This window comes from Mycobacteriales bacterium (assembly GCA_035690485.1).
Classification (GTDB): domain Bacteria; phylum Actinomycetota; class Actinomycetes; order JAFAQI01; family DASSKL01; genus DASSKL01.
Window position 1 is genome coordinate 20,693 of the sequence record DASSKL010000067.1, and the last position, 21,298, is coordinate 41,990.

At 71.6% G+C, this 21,298-nt stretch carries 22 protein-coding genes; 19 read left to right on the plus strand and 3 right to left on the minus strand.

Features of this window, described 5'->3' with window-relative positions; genetic code table 11:
• Window positions 1-37: 37 nt before the first annotated feature.
• The 4 genes from VFJ21_09370 (at window position 38) to secA (ending at window position 5,538) form a co-directional block, all read left to right on the plus strand.
• Window positions 38-760: a phosphoribosyltransferase family protein gene (locus tag VFJ21_09370; GenBank protein HET7407324.1), complete on the plus strand. Its 723-nt coding sequence runs from the start codon at window positions 38-40 to the stop codon at window positions 758-760.
• Window positions 761-1,063: 303 nt separating this feature from the next.
• Window positions 1,064-1,681, plus strand: a complete 618-nt coding sequence (gene raiA, locus VFJ21_09375; GenBank protein ID HET7407325.1) for a ribosome-associated translation inhibitor RaiA — start codon at window positions 1,064-1,066, stop codon at window positions 1,679-1,681.
• A 46-nt stretch (window positions 1,682-1,727) separates the two neighbouring features.
• Window positions 1,728-2,429: a response regulator transcription factor gene (locus tag VFJ21_09380; protein ID HET7407326.1), complete on the plus strand. Its 702-nt coding sequence runs from the start codon at window positions 1,728-1,730 to the stop codon at window positions 2,427-2,429.
• Between the two features lie 103 nt (window positions 2,430-2,532).
• The gene (secA, locus tag VFJ21_09385) at window positions 2,533-5,538 is read left to right on the plus strand and encodes a preprotein translocase subunit SecA (GenBank protein ID HET7407327.1); all 3,006 of its coding nucleotides are present in this window, start codon (window positions 2,533-2,535) and stop codon (window positions 5,536-5,538) included.
• 87 nt (window positions 5,539-5,625) lie between these two features.
• On the opposite strand, the gene VFJ21_09390 is transcribed toward secA, so the two are convergent.
• Together VFJ21_09390 and VFJ21_09395 are read right to left on the minus strand one after the other, a co-directional pair.
• Window positions 5,626-6,225, minus strand: a complete 600-nt coding sequence (locus VFJ21_09390; protein ID HET7407328.1) for an Rv3235 family protein — start codon at window positions 6,223-6,225, stop codon at window positions 5,626-5,628.
• 48 nt (window positions 6,226-6,273) lie between these two features.
• Complete coding sequence (locus VFJ21_09395) at window positions 6,274-6,972, minus strand: LysM domain-containing protein (GenBank protein ID HET7407329.1); 699 nt, start codon at window positions 6,970-6,972, stop codon at window positions 6,274-6,276.
• Between the two features lie 126 nt (window positions 6,973-7,098).
• Between VFJ21_09395 and VFJ21_09400 the strand changes: the two genes are divergently transcribed.
• Window positions 7,099-7,653 carry a hypothetical protein gene (locus tag VFJ21_09400; protein ID HET7407330.1) on the plus strand — a complete coding sequence of 185 codons (555 nt, stop codon included), beginning with the start codon at window positions 7,099-7,101 and terminating at the stop codon, window positions 7,651-7,653.
• A gap of 57 nt (window positions 7,654-7,710) precedes the next feature.
• Here VFJ21_09400 and VFJ21_09405 read toward each other — a convergent pair whose 3' ends face one another.
• Window positions 7,711-7,980, minus strand: coding sequence for a helix-turn-helix domain-containing protein (locus VFJ21_09405; protein HET7407331.1), 270 nt, complete (start codon window positions 7,978-7,980; stop codon window positions 7,711-7,713).
• A 166-nt stretch (window positions 7,981-8,146) separates the two neighbouring features.
• On the opposite strand from VFJ21_09405, the gene VFJ21_09410 reads away from it, so the two are divergent.
• The 14 genes from VFJ21_09410 to VFJ21_09475 all read left to right on the plus strand — a co-directional run.
• Window positions 8,147-8,848, plus strand: coding sequence for a hypothetical protein (locus tag VFJ21_09410; protein ID HET7407332.1), 702 nt, complete (start codon window positions 8,147-8,149; stop codon window positions 8,846-8,848).
• Window positions 8,845-10,164 (plus strand): hypothetical protein, encoded by a 1,320-nt coding sequence (locus VFJ21_09415; GenBank protein ID HET7407333.1) that lies wholly within the window; start codon window positions 8,845-8,847, stop codon window positions 10,162-10,164. The genes VFJ21_09410 and VFJ21_09415 overlap by 4 nt, the downstream gene beginning before the upstream one ends.
• A gap of 148 nt (window positions 10,165-10,312) precedes the next feature.
• Window positions 10,313-11,707 carry a wax ester/triacylglycerol synthase family O-acyltransferase gene (locus VFJ21_09420; GenBank protein HET7407334.1) on the plus strand — a complete coding sequence of 465 codons (1,395 nt, stop codon included), beginning with the start codon at window positions 10,313-10,315 and terminating at the stop codon, window positions 11,705-11,707.
• Window positions 11,704-12,657 (plus strand): patatin-like phospholipase family protein, encoded by a 954-nt coding sequence (locus VFJ21_09425; protein ID HET7407335.1) that lies wholly within the window; start codon window positions 11,704-11,706, stop codon window positions 12,655-12,657. The genes VFJ21_09420 and VFJ21_09425 overlap by 4 nt, the downstream gene beginning before the upstream one ends.
• Window position 12,658: 1 nt before the next feature.
• Window positions 12,659-13,168 (plus strand): hypothetical protein, encoded by a 510-nt coding sequence (locus tag VFJ21_09430; GenBank protein ID HET7407336.1) that lies wholly within the window; start codon window positions 12,659-12,661, stop codon window positions 13,166-13,168.
• A gap of 178 nt (window positions 13,169-13,346) precedes the next feature.
• Window positions 13,347-14,648: an ATPase, T2SS/T4P/T4SS family gene (locus tag VFJ21_09435; GenBank protein HET7407337.1), complete on the plus strand. Its 1,302-nt coding sequence runs from the start codon at window positions 13,347-13,349 to the stop codon at window positions 14,646-14,648.
• Entirely contained in the window at window positions 14,645-15,508 is an 864-nt protein-coding gene (locus VFJ21_09440; protein ID HET7407338.1) for a type II secretion system F family protein, read from the plus strand. The genes VFJ21_09435 and VFJ21_09440 overlap by 4 nt, the downstream gene beginning before the upstream one ends.
• A 66-nt stretch (window positions 15,509-15,574) precedes the next feature.
• Window positions 15,575-16,507 (plus strand): type II secretion system F family protein, encoded by a 933-nt coding sequence (locus VFJ21_09445; protein ID HET7407339.1) that lies wholly within the window; start codon window positions 15,575-15,577, stop codon window positions 16,505-16,507.
• Between the two features lie 20 nt (window positions 16,508-16,527).
• A complete protein-coding gene (locus VFJ21_09450) occupies window positions 16,528-16,749 on the plus strand; it encodes a hypothetical protein (protein ID HET7407340.1) in 222 nt (73 codons plus the stop codon).
• Window positions 16,749-17,165, plus strand: a complete 417-nt coding sequence (locus VFJ21_09455; GenBank protein HET7407341.1) for a TadE family protein — start codon at window positions 16,749-16,751, stop codon at window positions 17,163-17,165. The genes VFJ21_09450 and VFJ21_09455 overlap by 1 nt, the downstream gene beginning before the upstream one ends.
• Window positions 17,162-17,584, plus strand: coding sequence for a hypothetical protein (locus tag VFJ21_09460; protein HET7407342.1), 423 nt, complete (start codon window positions 17,162-17,164; stop codon window positions 17,582-17,584). Before VFJ21_09455 ends, VFJ21_09460 begins: the two co-directional genes overlap by 4 nt.
• Window positions 17,578-18,030 carry a hypothetical protein gene (locus tag VFJ21_09465; GenBank protein HET7407343.1) on the plus strand — a complete coding sequence of 151 codons (453 nt, stop codon included), beginning with the start codon at window positions 17,578-17,580 and terminating at the stop codon, window positions 18,028-18,030. Before VFJ21_09460 ends, VFJ21_09465 begins: the two co-directional genes overlap by 7 nt.
• A 22-nt stretch (window positions 18,031-18,052) precedes the next feature.
• Window positions 18,053-19,156 carry a peptide chain release factor 2 gene (gene prfB / locus VFJ21_09470; protein ID HET7407344.1) on the plus strand — a complete coding sequence of 368 codons (1,104 nt, stop codon included), beginning with the start codon at window positions 18,053-18,055 and terminating at the stop codon, window positions 19,154-19,156.
• Between the two features lie 389 nt (window positions 19,157-19,545).
• Window positions 19,546-21,298: hypothetical protein (locus tag VFJ21_09475; protein HET7407345.1), on the plus strand; the 1,753-nt coding region annotated here is incomplete at its 3' end.

Consider the following 21,298-nt stretch of genomic DNA (forward strand, 5'->3'; position numbering starts at 1 on the left):
TGGCTTCGTGCCGCCGGCGCAACCGAACCTGGCCGCTATGCCGCGCCTGCTGTCCGCGCTCGTCGACCTCGCCGTGCCGGCTGCCTGCGTCGGCTGCGGCGCCTGGGGCACCGACCTGTGTCCGCCCTGCGCGGCGCCGCTGCGCGACCCTCCCCGGTGGGTGCGGCCCACGCCGTGCCCGCTCGGGCTGCCGCCGGTGGCGGCGATCGCGGCCTACGACGCGGGGGTGCGCGCCGCGCTGGTGCACCACAAGGAGCGGGCCGCCTACTCGTTGACCGCCCATCTCGCCGATGCGCTCGCCCGGGCGGTGGCGCATGCCGCGGTGACCGCCGACGAGTGTGCGCCGCTGCTGGTGCCGGTGCCGTCGTCGGCCGCCGCCCGCCGGGCCCGGGGCGACGATCCGCTGCTGCGCCTGGTGCGGGCCGCCGCCACCCGGCTGCGCCGGTCCGGCGTGCCGGTCACCGTCGAGGCCGCCGTCGTGCGGCACGGGCGGGCGGTGCGCGACTCGGCCGGGCTGTCCGCGCCCGACCGGGCCGCGAATCTCGCCGGTGCTTTCGATGCGACGGCCGAGCGCCTGCGGGGACCACGGCGTGCGGTGTTGCTCGTCGACGACCTCGTGACGACCGGCGCCACGTTGGCCGAGGCCGCGCGGGCGCTGCGCCGGGCGGGCCTACCTCCGGTGGCGTGCGCGGTCGTCGCGCACGCCCGGCGTCGTCTCCCACCTGATCTTGGGGTGGTTACCCGGGGCGCAGCGGGCTAGCGTTGGCAGATGGCGCCCGCCCGGGTCCGTGGTTGCGTCGAGGCCGCGAGGTCTTGGCAAGCCGATGCCAGCCGCAGGCGAAACGGCCCACGTAAGGCGACTTCTCGTCGACTGATCACGGTGCGGCTTAGAAGTAAGTCCTGCCCCGCCGGTGGGCCGGATGTCCACCGGACCGGGAGAAGGGTAGTAGTGGCGGACACGCTGCGAACCCCTCCGCAGGCGGATGTGGGGACGAAGACCAGGTCGGCCGGGCGGGCGCCGTTCGCAGATCGATACCGGACAACGATCGTGAGGAGATCCCGCGTGGACGTCGTGGTGAAGGGTCGGCACTGCGAGGTGACGGAGCGCTTCCGTCGGCACGCCGCGGACAAGCTCGGCAAGCTGGAGAAGTTCGACCACAAGGTGCTGCGCGTCGACGTCGAGCTCTGCAAGGAGCGCAACCCTCGGCAGAACGGCGTCTCCGAGCGCGTCGAGCTCACGGTCCGCTCACGCGGCCCGGTCGTGCGCGCGGAGGCCGCCGCCCAGGACTTCTACGCCGCGCTCGACCTCGCGTGCACCAAGCTCGAGGCCCGGTTGCGGCGCGTCGCCGACCGCCGTCGCGTCCGCCACGGCCAGCGCAACCCGGTCTCCGTCTCGAGCGCAACCGGGGGAGCGACGGCGGCGAGTGCCGCCGCCGGAGCGGGCAGCGAGTCGCTCGCCGAGCGAGACGGTGACGAGCGGATCCTCGCCGAGGACGGGCCGTTCGTCGTCCGCGAGAAGGTGCACGACGCGGTGCCCATGGACCTCGACGAGGCGCTGTTCGAGATGGAGCTCGTCGGCCACGATTTCTTCCTTTTCATCGACGCCGCGACCGGTGAGCCGGCAGTGGTCTACCGGCGGCGGGGCTACGACTACGGGGTCATCCGGTTACGCACCGGATGAGCGCAACCGGCCGTCTCGCGTGGCTCGTGCGTGCCATGATGGCCGCGTGAGCGATCAGACTCCCGAGCCGTTCGTCAACCCGACCGGCGAGCCGATCCGGGTGCTGGTGGTCGACGACCACGCGCTCTTCCGCCGTGGCCTGGAGATGGTGCTCGACCAGGAGGCCGACATCGAGGTCGTCGGCGAGGCGAGCGACGGCGCAGAGGCCCTGGCCACCGCGATGGAGACCACGCCCGACATCGTCCTGATGGACGTGCGGATGCCGCGTCGCGGCGGCATCGACGCGTGCACCGCCATCAAGGACGCCGTCCCGAGCGCCAAGATCATCATGTTGACGATCAGCGACGAGGAGGCCGACCTCTACGACGCGATCAAAGCGGGCGCCATGGGCTATCTGCTCAAGGAGATCTCGATCGAGGAGGTCGCCTCCGCGATCCGCGCCGTCCACGGCGGCCAGTCGCTGATCTCCCCCTCGATGGCGTCGAAATTGCTCAACGAGTTCGCGTCAATGATCAAGCGAGGTGACGAGCGGCAGCAGGTGCCGGCGCCGCGGCTGACCGACCGCGAGATGGAGGTCCTGCGGCTGGTCGCCAAGGGCATGAACAACCGCGACATCGCCAAGCAGCTGTTCATCAGCGAAAACACCGTCAAGAACCACATCCGCAACATCCTCGAGAAGCTGCAGCTGCACTCGCGGATGGAGGCAGTGGTCTACGCGGTACGCGAAAAGCTCCTAGAGATCACTTGAGCCGATAGCGCTTCCCCGCGGGATGGCGCCCGGCCGCATACGATGGCGGGCACGGTTGTCTCGTCGTACGCCGTAGTCGAATCGGGCTGGAGCCGCACGAGTGGTGTTCAACAGGGTCCTGCGTGCCGGTGAGGGTCGCATCATCCGCCGGTTGCGGGCCGTCGCCGACCAGGTCAACGCGATCGAAGAGGACTTCGTCGCGCTGTCCGACGCCGAGCTGCGCGGCCAGACCGACGAGTTCCGCCAGCGCCTCGCCGACGGGGAGGACCTCGACGACCTCATGCCGGAGGCCTTCGCCACCGTGCGCGAGGTGGCTCGGCGCACGCTCGGCCAGCGGCCGTTCGACGTGCAGATCATGGGCGGCGCGGCTCTCCACCTCGGCAACATCGCGGAGATGAAGACCGGTGAGGGCAAGACCCTCACCTCGGTCCTGGCGGTCTACCTCAACGCACTGCCCGCCGAGGGTGTCCACGTCGTCACCACCAACGACTACCTCGCCCGGCGCGACGCCGAGTGGATGGGCCGGGTGCACCGGTTCCTCGGTCTCACGGTCGGCGTGATCCTGTCCCAGCAGCAGCCGTACGAGCGGCGCGCGGCCTACGCCTGCGACATCACCTACGGCACCAACAACGAGTTCGGCTTCGACTACCTGCGCGACAACATGGCCTGGAGCGCCGAGGAGCTCGTGCAGCGTGGCCACAAGTTCGCCGTCGTCGACGAGGTCGACTCGATCCTGATCGACGAGGCCCGTACTCCGCTGATCATCAGCGGTCCGGCCGAGCAGTCGGCGAAGTGGTACACCGAGTTCGCCCGCATCGTGCCGCGGCTGCGCCGGGGCGACCCCGACAAGGACATCGACGGCGACTACGAGGTCGACGAGGGCAAGCGCACCGTCGCCATCCTCGAGTCGGGCGTGGAGAAGGTCGAGGACCATCTCGGCATCGAGAACCTCTACGAGGCGATCAACACCCCGCTGGTCGGTTACCTCAACAACGCGCTCAAGGCGAAGGAGCTCTTCAAGCGCGACAAGGACTACATCGTCCAGGACGGTGAGGTCCTCATCGTCGACGAGTTCACCGGCCGCATCCTGCACGGTCGCCGCTACAACGAGGGCATGCACCAGGCGATCGAGGCCAAGGAAGGCGTGGCGATCAAGGACGAGAACCAAACGCTCGCCACGATCACGCTGCAGAACTTCTTCCGGCTCTACGAGAAGCTCGCCGGCATGACCGGCACGGCGATGACCGAGGCGGCGGAGTTCGACCAGACCTACAAGCTCGGCGTCGTCCCGATCCCCACCAACAGGCCGATGATCCGGCGTGACGAGGCGGACGTCGTCTACAAGACCGAGCAGGCGAAGTTCGAAGCCTGCGTCGACGACATCGCCGAGCGGCACGAGAAGGGCCAGCCGGTCCTCATCGGCACGACCAGCGTCGAGAAGAGCGAGCTGCTCTCGGGCATGCTGCTGCGGCGAGGCGTCCCGCACGAGGTGCTCAACGCCAAGTTCCACGAGAAGGAAGCGCAGATCGTCGCCCAGGCCGGCCGCAAGGGCGCGGTCACCGTCGCGACCAACATGGCCGGTCGCGGCACCGACATCATGCTGGGCGGCAACCCGGAGTTCATGGCCGCGGCCGAGCTCGCCACGCGCGGCCTGTCGCCGATCGAGACCCCCGAGGACTACGAGGCGGCCTGGCCCGAGGCGTTGGACAAGGCGAAGGCCGCGGTTGCCGCGGAGCACGAGGAGGTCGTCTCGCTCGGCGGGCTTTACGTGCTCGGCACGGAGCGGCACGAGTCGCGCCGCATCGACAACCAGCTGCGTGGCCGGTCCGGCCGTCAGGGCGACCCGGGGGAGTCGCGCTTCTACCTGTCGCTCGGTGACGACCTCATGCGGTTGTTCAACTCCAACGCGGTCGAGTCGATCATGACGCGGTTCAACCTGCCGGAGGACGTGCCGATCGAGTCGAAGATGGTCAGCCGTGCCATCCGCTCGGCGCAGACGCAGATCGAGCAGCGCAACTTCGAGATCCGCAAGAACGTCCTGAAGTACGACGAGGTTCTGAACAAGCAGCGCACGGTCATCTACGACGAGCGCCGGCGCGTGCTCATGGGCGAGGACCTGCACGAGCAGGTCGTGCACATGATCGAGGACGTCGTCCGCGGCTACGTCCAGGCCGAGACCTCGGAGGGGTTCGAGGAGGACTGGGACTACGAGAAGCTGTGGACCGCGCTGAAGACCCTTTATCCCGTGGGCGTCACCCCGGAGGCCCTGGAGGAGGAGTCCGGCGGCGGGCTCGGCGGCGAGTATCTCGAGGAGCGACTGGTCGAGGACGCGCTCGAGGCCTACGCGCGGCGCGAGGAGCAGCTCGGCGAGCAGGTGACCCGCGAGCTGGAGCGGCGCGTGCTTCTGTCGGTGCTCGACCGCAAGTGGCGCGAGCACCTCTACGAGATGGACTACCTGCAGGAGGGCATCGGCCTGCGGGCGATGGGCCAGCGCGACCCGCTCGTGGAGTACCAGCGTGAGGCGTTCGACATGTTCGGCGCCATGATGGAGGGGATCAAGGAGGAGTCGGTCGGCTTCCTGTTCAACCTCGAGGTCCAGGTCACCCCGGAGGAGCAGGCCGCCGCGGAGGCGATCGCGCCGCAGCCGTTGGCCGGCCAGCAGCCACCGGCCGCTCCCCAGCCTGGCGGACCGCCCCTCGCCGCGCCCGCCGATGCCGCAGCGGGTGCCGCCGGCGCCGGCAACGCCCCTGCCGGCGGCGTTGCCGCAGAGCCGGTGCCGTCTGAAGCTCCGGCGGCCTTCGCGGCGGAGACCGGCGACGACGTCTCCGCCGGGCAGCCGGCGGCCGCGCCCGACGGTGACGAGCGGGAGCGCGTCGCTGCGGTGCTCGGCGCCGCGCTCGGACAGCCGACCCGGCCCAGCCACCTGCAGTACTCCGCGCCGACGGTCGACGGCGAGGGGGGTGTCTCCCGCTCGGTCGGGGCGACCTCTGGTGGCAGCCCGGCCGCCGGTGACGGCGGCGGATTCGGCGGCGTGGCGCGCAACGCGCCCTGCCCGTGCGGCTCGGGCAAGAAGTACAAGCGCTGCCATGGGGACCCGCGCAACCGCTGAACCTTTTCCCTTGCGGCGCTGCTTCTTCCCGGTGTCAAGGGGCGGCGGGTGAGACGGCGGTAACCGCTCAGCCGCCGAGCGGCCGGACTACTGCTGAAGCGCCGTGCACAACCAGCGACCGTCGAGGCCTTCCAGCCGCAGGGCGACCGCGGTGACCCGCCCGTCGCGACGAACCGTCGCGGACAGCTCGGCGATGCCGTCGTCGGGCTCGCAGACGTGGACCGACTTCACCACCGTGCGCGACCGGCGAAGCGGCCTCCCGGCCGGCGATCCGGTGCGCCGCGCCTGGGCCGTCGATCGGTGACACTGCGCCTCGATCTCCTCGAACACGTCCTCGCTCACCCAGCGCAGCAACTGGCCGATCGGGCGGGAGCCGTCGGCCACCTCCGCGAGTGCCTGGGCGAGCCGACCGCCCCACCTTCGGGGGTCCGGAAGCTCTGCGCGCGGCGTCCGCTCCGGGCTGAAGAGGTCGCGCGTCGTCGGCTCGGGGTCGGCGACGAGCCGTAGCCGCCGCGCCGTCGGACGTTCGAACGGCAGGGGCATGGAGCCCGCGACCGGCGGCACCTGGTCGGCCGTCAGCTCGTCGTCGTACGGCGGTTCGTACTGCGGCACCGGCAGCAGGTGGATGCGTGTCGGCGCGGGGGCGGGCGCGGTCGGTTCGACCGGGGCGGTGGTGGCGACGGACATGGAGGCTCCTGGTCGTGCGGCGGTCGGTGGTCGCGGCCGAGCGAGGGTTCAGTCGGGTGGGGTCAGGCGTTGGCCGGGCAGCACGAGGTCGGGCTCGGGGCCGATGACGTCCCGGTTTGCCTCGTACCAGCGCGGCCAGGAGTCGGCGATCTGCGCGGCGGTCGGCACGCCGGGCAGGTGCCGCGCCGCGATCGTCCAGAGGCAGTCGCCCGGGTGGACGGTGACCGCGGTCGCCGGCTGCGGGACGGCGCTCGGCGACGGCCCGGCCGGGAGCGGTGGAACGCGGCTCGCTCGAGCGGCGTGCGGCGCTGCCGTGGTCGCCGGCGTGGCGGTGGCGGCCGGCCAGTCCAGCCCGGCCGGATCCGTGTCGGCCTGGGCGGGCGCTGCGCCGCCCAGCCCGAGGGCGGCGCCCATCGCTGCCGCTGTCAGGCGACGCAGCGCGACGGGTGTCAGCGCGTTCGCGACCAGCTGCGCCCGCCGTCCCAGCGCGCCCGGAAGTCGGCCCGCGACAGCGGCGAGCAGGCCGACGGTCAGCCAGGCGACGACGGCGTAGGCCGCGACGCCCGCCAACGTGACGATGGTCTCGTCCGGGCGCTGCCGGGCGATCCACCCGATCCACCCGCCGGGGCTCAGGGGTTGGCCCGGCAGGTCGGAGGCGTGCGGCCCGAGCACGACGAGCGCCGCCATCGCGCCGAGAGCGCTGAGCACGGAACCCGCCAACCCGAGGGCGGCCGCGGTGCGTCGCATCCCACCAGCCTTCGATAGCGGTCGTTTGCCTTCGTTTGCTTTCTATCGATATGGGTTGCTGGCGTCAATCGGGGTTCGCGCCCTCGGTGGACAACCCGCCTGCGTGGCCGCGGCAAGATGTCGGGGATGCGCTGGCAGGAACTGTTCGCCGACCTCGAGGGCGAGTTCGCCGAGGCAGAGCGGGCCGACCACGCGGCCGAGGTGGCCGACCGATCACGGGCGGAGTACGCCCGGGTGCGGCTGGTCGACCGGCTGCGCGCCGGTCTCGACCTCGACGTCACCGTGACGACCGCAGCCACCGGCCGGATCAGGGGCAGGCTCGAGTCGGTCGGCGCAGAGTGGCTTCTGCTGGTCGAGGCCAACGGGCGTCAGGTGCTGCTGCCGCTCGCGCACGTGCTCGCCATCGGCGGTCTGAGCCGCCAGGCCGCGGAGCCGGGCTCGGAGGGTCGGGTCGCGGCTCGGCTCGGCCTGCGACACGCGCTGCGCGGGTTGGCCCGGGACCGTACGCCGGTCGCCGTCGTGCTGACCTCCGGCGACGTCCTGACCGGGACTATCGACCGGGTCGGCGAAGACTTCGTCGAGCTGGCCGAGCATCCGGTGGACGAGCCCCGGAGGGCCGGCTCGGTTCGCGCCGTACGTCTGCTGCCGCTCTCGGCGCTGGCGGCGGTGCGGTCGCGATGACGGCGGCCGCGTGACACGGGCCGCCGGGTCCCGGACCGGCCGGCGGCGAGAGGCGGCTCAGCCGGTCGACCGGTCGGCGCCTTCGCCCGGGGCGGCTTCGGCCTCGTCGCCGCGTCCGAAGGGATGCGCTTCGACGAACGCGCGCGTCTCGGCGTAGGCCCGCTGGATGTAGGCCTCGAGCTGGTCCCGCTCGACCCGCCACTGCCCGCGCCCGCCCACCTTGATGGCCGGCAGCTCGCCGGACCGGACCAGGGCGTAGGTCTGGGCCGAGGAGATGTTGAGGATCTCGGCCACGTCGGCGAGCTGGAGGAACCGGGGCGCGCTCACGTCGTCGACTCCTGTCACAACCGGTACGTCCCTTCCGAGTGTGTCACCGCATGACCCACACTCGTCCGCACACCTGCGCGGGTTGTGGACAGCGCCAACGGTCTGTCGGGCTCGCGCGGGAGCATGCGTCGCATCCTGCCCGCCGATCCATCAAGGGGGAGCCCTCGTGGCCGACCTGACCTCGCCCCCGGCAAAGCGCCTGAGCTTGCCGCGGTGGTTCGATGCCCGTTTCGCTGCCGGGGTCCTGCTGGTGCTGGTCTCCGTCGTGGCGGGGGCACGTGTCGTCACGGCGGCTGACCACTACGACCGGGTGTGGGTCGCAAAGCGTGCTCTGGCTGTCGGTCAGCAGCTCACCGCTGACGACTTCCAGGTGGGCCGGGCGCGGCTCTACGGCAGCAGCCAGCACTACCTGAGCGCCGACTCCACGTCACCGGCCGGCTACGTGGTCGTGCGGCCGGTCGGCGCGGGCGAGATGGTCCCGCTGGCCGCCGTGTCGTCCCGGGGCGTCCCGGCCGAGCGGCGTCTCGTGTCCGTGCCCGTCGGCCCGGGGCACTACCCCGCCGACCTCGCCCGCGGCGACGTGGTCGACGTCTACGTCACGCCCAAGTCGCACAGCGGCGGGGACGCCGAGCCGACCCGTCTGGTGCTCGCCGACGCCAGTGTCGCCGACCGCGACGGGGGATCTCGAGGCTTCGCTGCGGGGACGTCGGTCGTCGGCATCGTGCTTTCGGTGCCCGCCGACGCGGTCGTGTCGCTCGTCGCGGCCGCGCAGGGCGGCAGCATCGACGTGGTTCGGGTCCCCCCGGGGGTGGCAGCGGCGCACCCGCCGGCCGGGGTGACCGAGACCCGTTCGGAGAGCCTGCCGTGACGATTCCGGTCATCACCGCGGTCACGGACCCGCACTGGGAGGCGGCGCTGATCGCCGCACTCGATCGCGGGGAGACCGGCGTCACCGTCGTACGCCGCTGCGTCGATCTCGCCGACCTCCTGGCCGTCGCCTCGACGGGCACGGCCAGGGCCGCCGTCGTCTCGGCCGACCTCCGCGGTTTCGACCGTGACGCCCTCGCGCGACTGGCCGTCGCGTCGGTGGCCGCCGTGGTGCTGGTGCCCCCGGGAGACGAGGCGGCCGAGCGGCGGTTGCGCCAGCTCGGGGTCGAGGACGTGCTGCCCGCCGACGCCTCACCGGCCGCGATCGTGGCGGCGGTGACGGCGGCCACCGGCCGGGCCGGCAACCGGCCGGTCCACGACTACCCGGACGCTCGAGACCCGGCGGCCTTCGCCGGTGTGGTCGAGGATGAGCTCTCTGCGTCGGCGCAGCCGGTCGGTCGCGTCGTCGCGGTCTGGGGCCCGACCGGCGCGCCCGGGCGCACGACCGTCGCCGTGGCGCTCGCCGCCGAGATCGCCGGGCTCGGCACCCGCAGTCTGCTCGTCGACGCCGACGTCTACGGCGGCGTGGTGGCCCAGGCGCTCGGGCTGCTCGACGAGTCGCCGGGCATCGCCGCGGCGGCGCGCCTCGCGACGTCCGGCAGCCTCGACGCGGCGGCGTTGGCCGAGCTTTCGCGCCAGGTCGACCCCGGGTTCGCCGTGCTCACCGGCATCGCGCGGGCCGATCGCTGGCCCGAGCTGCGCCCCTCGGCGCTGGAGGCGGTGCTCGCCGTTGCCCGCCGGCTCGCCGACGTCGTCGTGGTCGACTGCGGCTTCGCGCTGGAGCAGGACGAGGAGCTTGCCTACGACACGGCGGCCCCGCGACGCAACGGCGCCACGCTGGCCGTCCTCGCCGACGCCGACCAGATGGTCGCCGTCGGCAGTGCCGACCCGATCTCCCTGCAGCGCCTGGTCCGCGGTCTCGCGGACCTTCGCGAGGCCGTGCCTACGTCCGCGGGCGCGACCCCAACCGTCGTCGTCAACCGGCTGCGAGCCGGCGCCGTCGGAGGCGGTGACCCCGCCGACCAGGTCGCGGCCGCGTTGCGGCGCTACGCCGGAGTCGGCACGGTCCGGTTCGTGCCGCACGACGTCGCGGCCTGCGATGCCGCGCTCGCGACCGGCCGCACCCTGCGCGAGGCTGCACCGTCATCCCCGGCACGGCTCGCACTGCGCGACCTGGCCGCCTCGGTCGCCGGTGTCGCGCCGCCCGCTCGCCGACGCCGGCTGCTGGCCGGGGCCGGTCGATCGACGCCGGTGTGACCGCTGGGTCTCGTGCGGATGCCTGATCCGCAAAGCCGCCCGCGTCTGATCGCCCGGCCAACGGGGCCACGTGCGGGCGCGGTCCATCCGGGGAGATCGTTCCCCGTAGCATCAACCGCTGCAGCGACGAGTGGAAGGCACGCACCACATGGCGGCACGGCTGAGCCCGCTCGACGTCTCGTTCCTCTACATGGAGACGTCGACGACGGCCATGCACGTCGGCGGGGTGGCGATCTTCGAACAACCGCCCGACGGGTTCGACTACGACCGGCTGGTCGAGCTGATCAGTGAGCGCATCACGCTCGTCCCGCGCTACCGGCAGAAGGTCAAGTGGGTCCCGGGCCACCTCGCCAACCCGGTGTGGGTCGACGACGCGGACTTCGACATCACCTACCACGTTCGCCGCAGCGCCCTACCGCGCCCCGGCAGCATCGACCAGCTCAAGGAACTGATCGGGCGCGTGCAGTCGCGGCGACTCGACCGCGGCCGGCCGCTGTGGGAGATCTACCTGGTCGAGGGCCTCGCCGACGGCAGGTTCGCGATCCTCACCAAGACCCACCACGCGATGGCCGACGGCATCAGCGCTCTCGACATCGGCACCGTGCTGCTCGACCCGACACCGGAACCACGGCAGGTGCCGTCCGACGACTGGCGGCCGCATCGCGAGCCGGGTGCGGCAGAGCTCGTCGCCGGCGCCGTGGCCGACCTGGTGAGCCGGCCGACTCGGGTCCTCGACACCGTCCGCGCCGAGACCGTTGACCTGAAGGCGATCGCCGGCCGCGCTCTCGGCACCGCGGGGGGCCTGTTCGCCGCGGTGCGCACGGCGGCTCGGCCGGCGCCCGACAGCCCGCTCAACGTGACGATCGGCGAGCAGCGCCGTTACGGCATGGCACAGACGCGGCTCGACGACTACAAGCGGATCCGGACCGAACACGGCGGCACGGTCAACGACGTGATCCTCGCCAGCGTGGCCGGCGCCCTGCGGACCTGGCTGCAGACGCGCGGCGAGTCGGTGACCGGCACCGCGGTCCGAGCCATGGTCCCGCTCTCGGTGCGGCCCGAGAGCGAGCGCGAGGCCGGCATGCTTGGCAACAAGGTCTCCGCCTACTTCGTCGACCTCCCCATCGGTGAAGGCAACCCGGCCATGCGACTGCACCAGATCAGCTACGCCATGACCGGCCACAAGCAGTCCGGCCAGTCGGTGGGTGCCGGCGCCCTGGTCGCGCTGTCCGGGTTCGCCCCACCGACGATCCACTCCGCTGCGGCGCGCCTCGTCTCCGGGATGACCCGGCGCCTCTTCAATGTCGTGGTGACCAACGTGCCGGGGCCGCAGTTCCCGCTCTACGCCGGTGGTGCCCGGATGCTCGAGTGCTACCCCGTCGTACCCCTGGCGAAGGGGCAGGCGGTGAGCATCGGCATCACGTCGTACGACGGCGGTGTCTTCTACGGGCTCAACTGCGATCGCGACGCAATGCCCGACGTCGACGTGCTGGCCGTATGCATCGAGGAATCCCTCGCCGAGCTGCTGGAGACGGTGTCGTGACACGACGCGGAGTGGTGCTGGGAGCCGGCGGAGTCCTCGGCGCGGCCTGGATGGTCGGCGCCTTGTCCGCCGTGCAGGACGAGCTCGGCTGGGACGTCCGGGAGGCCGACGTCCTGGTGGGCACGTCAGCCGGCTCGGTGCTCGCCGCCCTGCTCGGCAGCGGCATCGACGTCGACACGATGGTGGCGCACCAGCGCGGCGAGCCGCCGCAGGTCGAGGACCGGCTGCAGTTCGACGTCGACCATGACGCGGGCGGTGCCCTCCCGCCGCGACCGCGACCGGGCATCGGATCGACCCGGCTCGTACGCCGGACCCTCGTGCGCCCGCGCAGCTATCCGCCCCTGACGGTGCTGTCGGCCTGGCTGCCGCACGGGCAAGGCACCCTCGCGCCGGTGCGGCAGCTGGTCGAGGCCGCCGCACCCGACGGGTGGGCGCGGCACCCGGCGACCTGGCTCGTCGCGATGGACTACGACCGCGGCCGGCGGGTCGCGTTCGGCCGGCCGGGTGCTCCGGCGGCCCGCCTCGGCGAGGCGGCGATGGCGTCCTGCTCGATCCCGGGCTGGTTCCCGCCGGTGGTCATCGACGGGCGGCGCTACGTCGACGGCGGCGCGTGCTCGCCCACCTCCCTCGACCTGCTCGCCGACGAGGTGCTCGACGAGGTGTTCGTCCTGTCTCCGATGACGTCGTTCGACCTCGACTCGCCGCGCACCCTGGTCGGCCGGCTCGAGCGGCGCTTCCGGCGATCGATGACCCACCGGCTCCTGCGCGAGGCGCAGAAGGTCGAGCGCGCGGGCACCACGGTCCGGATGCTCTCACCTGGCCGGGAGGATCTCGAGACGATCGGCGTCAACCTCATGGACCACCGCCGCCGGCTCGACGTCTTCGAGACCTCGCTGCGCACCTCGGCGCGGGCGCTGGCGCGAGCGACGACACTGCAAGCCGCCGGCTGACGTGCGGGTCTACCTCCCCGCGACACTGCCGATGCTGGCCCGCTGGCAGGCCGGCGGGGAGGTCGGGCCGGGGCCGTTGGGAGGGCACGGGGTGACGCCCGCGCTGCGGGAGTGGTACGCCGCCGGCGACCTGGAGGAGCTGGAGTACGCCGCGATGGCGGATGCGGCCCGCGCCGCCCTGTCGCTGCTCGCGGCGGATCGCGATGCGCCGGCCCGGCGGGTGGTCGTGGCCGCCGAGGTCCCGGAAGCCGCGTGCTCGGTGGTCACCGCGCCCGAGGAGCCCGTGCGCTCCGGCGTACGCGTCGCGCAGTCGCTGCCATGGGCGGTGGTGGCCGCCGTGCACGTCGACGACGTGGCGGCGCTGCCCGTCATCGCAGCGGCGGTCGAGGCGCTCGCGGCCGCCGAGGCCGGTGACGCCGACGCGATGTTCGCCGTCGACGAGGCCGAGGGCTGGGAGCTGCAGTGGTGGGCGACGCAGGAAGTTGTGCACCTGCTCGAAGGCACAGGCTAGTCGCAGTCGCCCCTCGTTTCACAGGAGTGCTCCGACGCCCCGCCGTGGTCCACAGGTAGGCGGAAGGGGGGTCGCGCCTTCGGCCTGAAGTCCCTACGATCCCCCGACAAAACCGGCATCCCGGCTCGGGTGTCCGGTGTCCGCATCGTCGCCGGGCTCGAGGGGGTCGACCGCACCGATGAACGCCGCCCTGGTCGTCGAGGACGAGGTCCGCGAGCTGGTACGCCGTAGGGGGTTGGACCCGACGGTGGACGGGCCGCAGATCCGGCGACTGGTCGACGAGGTCGTGGCCGACTACGACGAGCGGACTCTCACCGGTGGTCTGCCGGCGCTGGGCGATCCGCAGCAGGTCAGCAGGCACGTCTACGACGCCGTCGCCGGGCTGGGCCCGTTGCAGCGCTATCTCGACGACCCGGCGGTGGAGGAGATCTGGATCAATGACCCCGGTCGGGTCTTCGTCGCGCGCAACGGCCAGAGCCGCCTGACCACGACGGTGCTCACCGAGGGCCAGGTGCGCGATCTCGTCGAGAAGATGCTCAAGAGCTCGGGCCGCCGGGTCGACCTGTCCAGTCCTTTCGTCGACGCCACGCTGCCGGACGGCAGCCGGCTTCATGTCGCGATCCCGGACATCACGCGGGCGTGGGCGGTCAACATCCGCAAGTTCGTCGTCCGGGCGGTGTCGCTCGACGAGCTCATCGGGCTCGGTTCGCTGACGCCGGCCGCGGCGAGGTTCCTCGAGGCGTCGGTGGTCGCCGGTCTCAACGTGATCGTCGCCGGCGGGACGCAGGCGGGGAAGACGACCCTTCTCAACTGCTTGCTGGCGGCGATCCCCGCGCGCGAGCGGGTCATCACCTGCGAAGAGGTCTTCGAGCTGCGTCCCCCGCTGCCGGATGTGGTCGCGATGCAGACCCGCCAGCCGTCGCTCGAGGGCACCGGCGAGGTCCGGCTGCGCCGGCTCGTGAAGGAAGCCTTGCGGATGAGGCCCGACCGCCTGGTCGTGGGCGAGGTGCGGCAGGAGGAGGCCCTCGACCTGCTGATCGCGCTCAACAGCGGGATTCCCGGCATGTGCACCGTGCACGCGTCGTCGGCCCGTGAGGCCATCGCGAAGCTGTGCACACTGCCGCTGTTGGCCGGGGAAAATGTGACGACCGGCTTCGTCGTGCCGACGGTGGCCAGCAGCGTTGACCTGGTCGTGCACACGACGACCGATGGGCGAGGCCAGCGCAGGGTTCGCGAGATCGTGGCCGTGCCCGGCAACGTGGAGGGCTCCTTCGACAGCCCGGTGATCGCGACGGCCGACGTCTATACGACCCGCGACGGCGCGCTCGTGCGCGCCGACGGCTGGCCGCCGCACCCGGACTGGTTCGAACGAGCCGGCGTCGACCTGCGTGCGCTCCTCGCGGGCGAGCGAGGGGGCCGACCCGTGCGCGAGCGAGGCGGCGACGGCTTGGCCGAGCGCTTCGTCGAGCGGCCCGCATGAGCGGCACGCTGCTGGGCCTCTGCCTGGGGCTCGGGCTCCTGCTCATCTGGCGCTCGGGTCCGCGGCGACCTGCGCCGCGTCAGCGCAGCGGCCGGACGGTGACCGAGCGCACCCAGGAACTGCTCACGCAGGCCGGCTACGACGGGCTCACCCCCGCGCAGCTCTACGGCGCGTGTGCGGCCGCGGGGGTCGTGGCGCTCGTGGTCGCAGCGGGGACGAGCCGTTCGGCGCCCATCGCCCTCGCGTTCGCCGGCTTCGCGGGCTACGCACCGCTGGCGCTTGTCCGCATGCGCCGGCGTCAACGCACCACCGAGCTGCGCGACCTGTGGCCGGATGCGGTCGACAACCTGGCGAGCGCGGTCCGCGCAGGGTTGTCGCTGCCCGAGGCGCTGGCCCAGCTGGCGGTCCGCGGCCCCGAGCCGTTGCGCCCGGCGTTCGCCCGGTTCGGCGAGGACTACCGCGCCACCGGCCGGTTCGGCGAGTGCCTCGACCGGCTCAAGCTGTCGCTCGCCGACCCGGTCGGTGACCGGATCGTCGAGTCGCTCCGGCTCGCTCGCGATGTCGGGGGCACGGATCTCGGACGGTTGCTCCGGACCCTCTCGCAGTTCCTTCGTGACGACGCGCGCACGCGCGCGGAGCTCGAGACCCGTCAGGGCTGGACCGTCAATGCGGCCCGGCTCGGGCTGGCCGCCCCGTGGGTCATGCTCGGGCTGATGTCGCTGCGGCCCGAGACGGTCGCGGCCTACAACACGCCGGCCGGTGCACTCGTCATCGCGGGCGGCGCCGGAATCTCGCTGCTCGCCTACCGCGTCATGCTGCGGATCGCGCGGCTGCCGGTGGAGCGGCGGGTGCTGCGGTGACCGGGCGTGGGGTGTCGCGGTGAGCCGGCGTCGGGGTGCGGAGCCGGCGGGTCTCGGGATGCCCCGGTGACCGGCCTCGGGCTGCTGCTCGGCGCGGCCGCCGGGCTCGGCCTGCTGGTGATGGCGGCCTACAACCCGGTGGCCCGACGCCCACGCCTCGACGACCGGCTCGCGCCCTACCTGCGCGACACCCCAAGACCCTCGCGGTTGCTGGCGCAGGCCGGCACCCGCACGCCGTTCCCCACGCTGGAGCGGCTGCTCGCGCCGGTGCTGGCCGACCTCGTCCGGTTCGTCGACCGCGCGGTCGGCGGCGCCGGCTCCGTCCGGCGTCGGCTCGACCAGGCCGGGCGGGCGATGACCGTCGAGCAGTTCCGCACCGAGCAGGTGATCTGGGGTGCCGCGGGGCTGCTGGTCGGCGTCCTCGTGTCGACCGTCCTGCTGCTGCGCGGTGGGGCGAATCCCCTCCCGCTGCTCGTCCTCTGCCTGCTCCTCGCCCTCGCCGGCGTCCTCGCCCGCGACCGCTGGCTGTCCCGTGACGTGCGCGTCCGCGAGCAGCGCATCGTCGCGGAGTTCCCGACCGTCGCCGAGCTGCTCGCGCTGGCGGTCACCGCCGGCGAGACGCCGGTCGCGGCGCTCGACCGGGTGACCAGGTTGTCGTCGGGGGAGCTGTCGCGGGAGGTGGCGCGCGCTCTGGCCGACGCCCGCGCCGGAGCCTCGCTGGTGAGCGCTCTCGACGGCGTCGCGCGTCGTACCTCGCTGCCGCTGCTCGCCCGGTTCGTCGACGGCATGGCGGTCGCGGTCGAGCGCGGTACGCCGTTGGCCGAGGTGCTCCGCGCTCAGGCCGCGGACGTCCGCGAGGCCGGCCGGCGCGCGCTGCTCGACAGCGGCGGCAAGCGGGAGATCGCGATGCTCGCGCCGATCGTGTTCCTCATCCTGCCGGTCGTGATCGTCTTCCTCGTCTTCCCGGGCTTCTACGGCCTCGACATCGCCGCCCCCTGATCACGAAAGGACCCACCCGCATGCTCTCTCCCCGGTACACCGCGCGGCTGGCCGCGTGGCTCACGTCCGCGCTGGCCGTCTTCGGTACCCGCCTCCGCGAGGAGCGGGGCGATGTCCCCGGCTGGGTCATGATCACGGTGATGACCGCAGCGGTCGCGATGATCCTCTGGGGCTTGGCGCGCGACACCTTCACCGACCTGTTCCAGAACGCGTTCGACACAGTGGGCCCCAGCGACGGCTGATGGCACCGCTGCGGGCGGCATGGTCGGACCGGGGCTCGGCCACTGCCGAGTTCGTCTTGGTCGGCACGATGCTGACCCTGCTCTTCCTGGCGGTGCTGCAGCTCGCCATCGACCTGCACGTCCGCAACGTTCTCGCCGCGTGCGCGGCCGACGGCGCGCGCTACGCGGCCAACGCCGACATCGCGTCGCCGGACGCCGCGACGCAACGTACGACGGATCTCGTGCGCCGCTCACTCGGCGGGGCGGCGAGCCTGAGCGAGATCACCCCGGCGCTCGAGCCGGTCGACGGCGCGCAGGTCGTCGTCGTCCGGGTGAGCGCGCGGCTGCCGACCGTCTTCGGGCTGCTGCCGGCGATTCCCGTGCACGTCGAGGGCCGGGCGATGCTCGAAGGCGCCCCGTTGCAGGCCCCGCCGTGAGGCGTGACGACGGTTCGGCCCTGGTCGAGTTCGTCCTCATCGGCGTCGTGCTGCTGGTGCCGCTCGTCTACCTGATCATGTTCGCCGCGTCGGTGCAGCGGACGGCGTTCGCCGTCACCGGAGCCGTGCGCGACGCCGGCCGGGCCTACACCGCCGCCGGTTCCGACGCCGAGGGCCGCGCCCGTGCGGCTCTCGCCGCCAAGCTGACGCTGCAGGGCTCGCACGTCGACCTCGCGCCGGACGCACTGGTCATCTCCTGCACTCCGGAGCCGTGCGCCTACGCCCCGGGGAGCGCCGTCACGGTCCGGCTGCGGGTCGACGTACATCTGCTCGGCTTCGGCGTCGTACCCGTCCGCGCCCACCACACCGAGCGGATCGACTGCCACGCCGCCGGCCAACCGCAAGCGGGCACGTGTTGAGCCGCCGGTTGCGGCGAGCAGCTGATGACGGAGCGGTCATCCCGCTGGTCCTCGTCTACGCCGCGATCGTCGCCGCGATGACGGTGGCCGCGATCGACGCCTCTGTCGCGTTCCTGTCCTGGCGCGGGCTCAACGGCGTCGCCGACGCCGCCGCCCTGCGCGCGGCCCAGGCGGTGGACGAAGCGAGCCTTTACGCCGGCGGCGGTGACGGCATCCTGCCGTTGTCGCAGGAGGCGGCGGAGCGCGCGGTCGCGGACTACCTCGCCGACTCGCCCGACGTCGAGTGGCGGGCCGCCGTCGCCGCCGACGGCCGCTCGGTGACCGTGACGGCCCGTCGCCAGGTGCACCTGCCGTTCGTGCGGATCCTGCAGGTCGTCGACTCCTCCTACGCCGACGGTCGGGTCCCGGTGGAGGCGACGGCTCGCGCCCGCGCGCCGATCCGATGAGACGGCACTAGGCTGGACATTCGTGACCGACCCCAGCGAGGAGCTCAAGGAGCTCGGCTCGACCCTGTCCTCGATCGAGGCGGTGGTCGACGTCGACCGGCTCCGCGGCGAGCTCGCCGATCTGGAGCAGCAGGCCGCGGACCCCGATCTGTGGAACGACCAGGAGCGGGCGCAGCAGGTCACCAGCCGGATGTCCTACGTCCGCACCGATCTCGAGCGCATCGCGGCGTTGCGCCGGCGGCTCGACGACCTCCTCGCTGCCGTCGAGCTCGACGACCCCGAGCTGCTCTCCGAGGCACTGCAGGACCTGCCCGCGCTGCGCCGCGACGTCGAGGCGCTCGAGGTGCGCACCCTGCTCTCCGGCGAGTACGACGCCCGCGAGGCGGTCGTCACGATCAACTCCCAGGCCGGCGGCGTGGACGCGGCCGACTGGGCCGAGATGCTGGTGCGGATGTACCTGCGCTGGGCGGAGCGGCACGGCTACCCGACCGAGGTCTACGACACGTCGTACGCCGAAGAGGCCGGCATCAAGTCGGCGACCTTCGTCGTCCACTCGCCCTACGCCTACGGCACCTTGCAGGGGGAGCACGGCGTGCACCGGCTGGTGCGGATCTCGCCGTTCGACAACCAGGCCCGGCGCCAGACGTCGTTCGCGGGCGTCGACGTGACCCCGGTCGTGGAGCAGAGCGACCACGTCGAGATCCCGGACGACGACCTGCGGGTGGACGTGTTCCGGTCATCCGGTCCCGGCGGCCAGGGCGTCAACACGACCGACTCGGCGGTGCGGATCACCCATCTGCCCAGCGGGATCGTCGTGTCCTGCCAGAACGAGCGTTCGCAGATCCAGAACCGTGCCCGCGCCATGGAGGTGCTGCAGGCGAAGCTGCTCGAGCGCCGCCGGCAGGAGGAGGCCGCGGCGATGGACGCCTTGCGCGGGGAGACGCAGACGAGCTGGGGCAACCAGATCCGCAACTACGTGCTGCACCCGTACCAGATGGTGAAGGACACCCGCACCGACGAGGAGACGGGCAACGTCCATGCGGTGCTCGACGGCGACATCGACGCCTTCATCGAGGCCGAGATCCGCTGGCGGCAGCGCGGGGCCGCCGAAGCACGAAGGGCGTAACCCCATGTCCTCGGCACCTACGAGGACTATGCCACTAGGCCGTTCGGCCCCACTTTGCCGAGCAAAGCAGACACGGCTGGACATAAGCCGTCGATATATCGTGCGCGCGCCTTGTCTCGTGCGGTCCTGATACATCACCCTGAGTACGCGCCGCGCACACACCGCGTAGGCGTCCCGCCGGGGGGGCACTGATCCGCGACCGCAAGACGGTCACTTCCAGCCCACGGAACTGGAGGTCGCGGGGAGCCAGTGGTGAGACCGACCTCGGTACCGCTCGCATTGAGAGAGGTACGTCGATGGTCGGTATAGCTGGGCAACCGCGAGCCAAGAGGTTCGGTGCGGTGTTGCTCTCCCTTGGGCTCGTCACGTTGTTCCTACCGTTCCTCGGGGTGGGAGCCGCTCAGGCTGCCGTGCCGACCCAGATTCCGAGCGATTTCTTCACCGTTGTAGATAGCGGTGGCGTCAATGACGTGGGGTCACAGCAGCGTGACCTCACGCAGATGGGTCGGGATGACAAGGACCCGTCTGTCTACAAGTTGTTCTGGAGTTGGGATTCCACGGACCTCTGGACCGGCGCCGGCCAGACCGGCGATGCCTGCGCACTGTTTGACTCGAATGGCGACGGTAAGGTCAACTATGCTATTTGCGCGCAAATCAGCAATCCGAATGGCAATACCGGCAAGGTAACCATGACGGCGAATTCGCCCACCGCCTGGTCCTGCAACGACAGCAAGAACGACCGGTGCGCCGGTCCGGTGGCGCTGGCCTTTACCTCGAGTGACGTCATGTTCACGCCGCTAGGATCGCCTGATCCCTCCGGTGATTTGACGACGGCGACTGACCCGTTCCTTGGCGGCTCCAATTATCCGAATGATGCGACCGTCGAGGCTGTGATCAAGAAGTCGTTCATCAATGATGCCGAGATGGTCAACGTCTGCTCTTATCCGTCCATTGCGAATGGTGTTAACAACGACCCGGGCGACTGCATCGTGAATCCCGGCGCCGGGTTCCTTGTTATTGAGAAGACCGCGAATGGTGGGACTGCGTCATTCCCGTTCGCCGTGAGTCCGAATCCGGGTGCCAGCCCCTACTCCATAACCCCGAATCTGGGCACCGACCCTAAGACCGGAAGTACAACTCCGATCTCCGCGCAGATCGGCACGTACGGAGTCTCTGAGAGTGTCCCGAGCGGATGGCTTCTGAATGGTCAGAGCTGCACCCTTGAAGATGCATCTCCCACGGGCACAGTGAGTGGTACGGGCGTTTCGGGCGTTGTGGTCGAGTCGGGCCGCATCACCACGTGTTCCTTCGAAGACACTAAGGCTGCTCCGGCTTTGTCGTTGACGAAGACTCCGACGCCGAAGACGTACGACGCGGTGGGGGACTCGATCAGCTACTCGCTGGTGGCGACGAACAGCGGCAACGTGACGTTGAGTTCGGTCTCGATCTCCGACCCGAAGCTGGGGACGTTGACGGGTTGCACGCCGACCGCGCCGGCGACTTTGGCGCCGGGGGCCACGTTGACGTGTACGGGTTCGTACACGATCACGCAGGGGGATCTGGATGCGGGTCACGTGGACAACACGGCCACGGCAACCGGCACCTTCAACTCCAACGCCGTGACGGCGCAGGCCAGCGCGAGAGTCGCGGGCAATCAGAGCCCCGGCATTGCAATTGCAAAGTCTGCCGCGCCCACGACCTATAGCGGCGCTGGCGCATCGATCACGTACACCTACGTAGTGAGCAACACTGGGAACGTCACCCTGACCGGCCCGGTCACGGTCAGCGACGACAAGATCGGCAACCCGGTTGGCACGGCGTTCCAGTGCAGCGGTGTGGACCTCGCACCGGGGGGTTCCGTGACCTGCACAGCGCCATACGTGACTACCAATGGCGACGTCACGGCCGGCAAGGTGACCAATATGGCTACAGCAACGGCCGGTGGTATCACGTCCCAGCCCGCTACGGCGACGGTGACTTACACGGCACCGCCGCCGCCGCCTCCGCCGTCCAACCCGGGGATCGTTGTCCTGAGCCTGGCGAAGACGGCCATCCCGGTGTCCGGCTCGGTGGTCCAGCCGGGTCAGACGATCAACTACACGGTGACTGTCAAGAACTCCGGCAATGCCGACGCACCTGGCG